The 2,812-nt window shown below is 69.2% G+C and carries 3 protein-coding genes and 1 pseudogene; 2 read left to right on the top strand and 2 right to left on the bottom strand.

From position 1 onward, the window contains the following. Both HUU95_RS13210 and HUU95_RS13205 read left to right on the top strand, forming a co-directional pair. The coding region (locus HUU95_RS13210; RefSeq protein ID WP_174280526.1) for a hypothetical protein at positions 1-240 on the top strand (240 nt) is incomplete at its 5' end. Positions 241-340: 100 nt separating this feature from the next. Then, positions 341-2,350 (top strand): SPFH domain-containing protein, encoded by a 2,010-nt coding sequence (locus tag HUU95_RS13205; RefSeq protein WP_174280525.1) that lies wholly within the window; start codon positions 341-343, stop codon positions 2,348-2,350. 1 nt (position 2,351) lies between these two features. Here HUU95_RS13205 and HUU95_RS13200 read toward each other — a convergent pair whose 3' ends face one another. Both HUU95_RS13200 and HUU95_RS13195 read right to left on the bottom strand, forming a co-directional pair. Further along, a complete protein-coding gene (locus HUU95_RS13200; protein WP_174280524.1) occupies positions 2,352-2,570 on the bottom strand; it encodes a DUF4170 domain-containing protein in 219 nt (72 codons plus the stop codon). A 54-nt stretch (positions 2,571-2,624) separates the two neighbouring features. Next, a pseudogene (locus HUU95_RS13195) lies at positions 2,625-2,812 on the bottom strand (hypothetical protein); the annotation flags it as partial.

Raw genomic sequence — 2,812 nt, 5'->3', positions numbered from 1 at the left:
CGCGATCCGCGCTGCCAGCAGGTCGCGGCCGATCTCGACGCCGCCGCGCGCACCTTCACGGCCGCGTTCGACTCGGCGATGCCCGATCGCCGCCCCGCCGTCCTGACGCTGGCGGTCGAGGCGGTCGAGCGACTCGCGGCGGCGGTGGCGGCGATCGCGGACGAGCGGGGCCGGCTGGACGAGGGCGACGCGCGGACCGTCGTCCGCTATCTCCAGGCTCGCTACGACGACGATCGATGAGGCAGCAGCGCGCGATTTCGTTGGCGAAGCGACCGGCACGGGCGTAAATAGCTCGTGACCGGATGACGGCTTGTCGTCGCTCGGCGAGGAACCTCTACCCATGTACCAGATCGTTCCGGTCGGCGCCGCGGCTGCGGTGGCGCTGGTGCTGCTCGTCCTGTTCACGGCCGCGCGGATGATCCGCTATGTCGGCAACAACCGCGTCGCGATCGTCGAGAAGATGTGGAGCCGCAACGGCTCCGTGCCCGGCGGGCTGATCGCGCTCCAGCGCGAGGCCGGCTTCCAGCCAGAGGTGCTGCGCGGCGGCTATCATTTCTTCGTGCCCTTCCAATATCGCATCCACCTCCAGCCGCTGGTGACGATCCCGCAGGGGCAGATCGGCTATGTGTTCGCGCGCGATGGCCGGCCGCTCGGGCCGACGCAGACGCTGGCGTCCAACGTGCGCTCGGCCGATTTCCTGGATGTCCGCCGCTTCCTGGAGGATGGCGGGCAGAAGGGCCCCCAGCGCACGATCCTGCGCGAGGGCACCTATGCCATCAACCTCGCGCAGTTCGTCATCATCACGTCCGATCGCATCCACGGGTTGATGCTGGAGGCGAACGACGCCGGCCTGTTCGCCGAGATGAAGACCGTCATCGCGTCGCGCGACGGGTTCCAGGCGGTGGTGCTGAAGGACGCCGACGACCTGATCGGCATCGTCACGGTGCATGACGGCCCGGCGCTCACCGCCGACCAGATCATCGCGCCGCAGGTCGGCACGGATCAGGATGACGCCGCGACGTTCCACAACAGCTTCCAGGATCCCGAACGCTTCATCGCGGCGGGTGGCCGGCGCGGTCGCCAGCTACAGGTGCTGGTGGAGGGCAGCTATTTCATCAACCGGCTGTTCGCGACGGTGGAGAAGGTGGGCAAGACCACGATCGAGGTCGGCCATGTCGGCGTCGTCATCAGCTATACCGGCGATGCGGGGCTCGACACGTCGGGCGTCGACTATCGCCACGGCGAACTGGTCGATCGCGGCACGCGCGGCGTCTGGTCCGACCCGCTGCTGCCGGGCAAGTACGCGTTCAATACCTACGCCGGCAAGATCGTGGTCGTGCCCACCACCAACTTCATCCTGAAGTGGGATCACGCCACCACCGGCCAGCACAAGCTGGACGAGAACCTGTCGGAGGTGTCGCTGATCACCCGCGACGCGTTCGAGCCGACGCTGCCGCTGTCGGTGGTGGTGCATATCGATTATCGCAAGGCGCCGCTGGTAATCCAGCGGTTCGGCGACATCAAGAAGTTGGTCGAGCAGACGCTGGATCCGATGGTGTCCGCCTATTTCAAGAACGTCGCGCAGAAGAAGACGCTGATCCAGCTGCTCCAGGAGCGGTCGGATATCCAGGAACAGGCCGGCGACGAGATGCGTGCCAAGTTCTCGCATTATAATCTGGAGCTGCAGGAGGTGCTGATCGGCACGCCGCGCGCCGGCGGCAATGGCGGCGAGCAGATCGAGCAGGTGCTCAACCAGCTCCGCCAGCGCCAGATCGCCGAGGAGCGCGTCGCCACCTTCGAGAAGCAGAAGGTCGCGGCCGAGGGCGAGAAGTCGCTGCGCGAGGCGGAGGCGCGCGCGCACCAGCAGACCGCGATCACCGAGTCCGAGCTGTCGATCCTGGTGCAGGAGAATCAGGGCAAGGCCGCGGCCAAGCGCGCGACGCAGGAGGCCGAACAGACCCGCACGGTCGCGCGCGCCGAGGGCGACCGCATCCGCATCATCGGCGAGGGCGAGGCGGCGAAGACGGTGGCGCTCGCCGCCGCTGAGGCCGAGCGCATCGCCAAGGTCGGCGTCGCCACCGCCGACACGATCGAGCGACAGGTCGCGGCGTCGGGCGGCGCGCAATTCCAGCTCACGCGCCAGATCGTCGAGCGTGTGGCGGAGGCGCTGGAGCGCTCGGGGGTCGATATCGTGCCGCGCGTGCAGATCAGCACGGGCGAGCAGGGGCAGGGCGGGACGCTGGTCGACGCGCTGATGGGGCTGGTGCTGGCCGACAAGGGGATGGCGTCGCTGACCGGGCCGACGGCGGCGAACGATGAGACCCGCGAGCGACGGATCGCGGCGGAGTAGCTCAGCCCTTGAGCGCGGGCTCCAACAGCCGGTGCAGGTGGACGACGACGAAGCGCATTTCCGCATCGTCCACCGTGCGCTGCGCCGCGCCGCGCCAGGCCTGTTCGGCGCTGGCATAGTCGGGGAAGATCCCGACCACCTCCAACTGGCCCGGATCGACGAAGTCGAGGCCGCGCGGGTCGGCGACGCGGCCGCCGAAGACGAGGTGGAGCTTGCTCATGCGCCGATGGTCCTAGCCGGGCGGAGCACCGGCGTGAACCCCGCCCGGCGCATCTCAGCCCTTTGCCGCGCTCGCGCCCGCCTTGGCAGCGGCGCCGCCGGCGGTGGAGAGTACCTGCCCCAGCCCGGCGAGCAGCGTCTTGACCTGCTCGCGCCCCGCGTCCGCGGTCAGTCCCCGATTCTGCAGCTCGGACTGGCCCGCTTCCTTGGCGGCCGCGACGGCGGCGCGCGCGGTGGCGCCCA

Source organism: Sphingomonas bacterium (genome assembly GCF_903643065.1).
Taxonomy (GTDB): Bacteria; Pseudomonadota; Alphaproteobacteria; order Sphingomonadales; family Sphingomonadaceae; genus Sphingomonas.
This window is presented reverse-complemented; position numbering and strand designations above follow the sequence as displayed.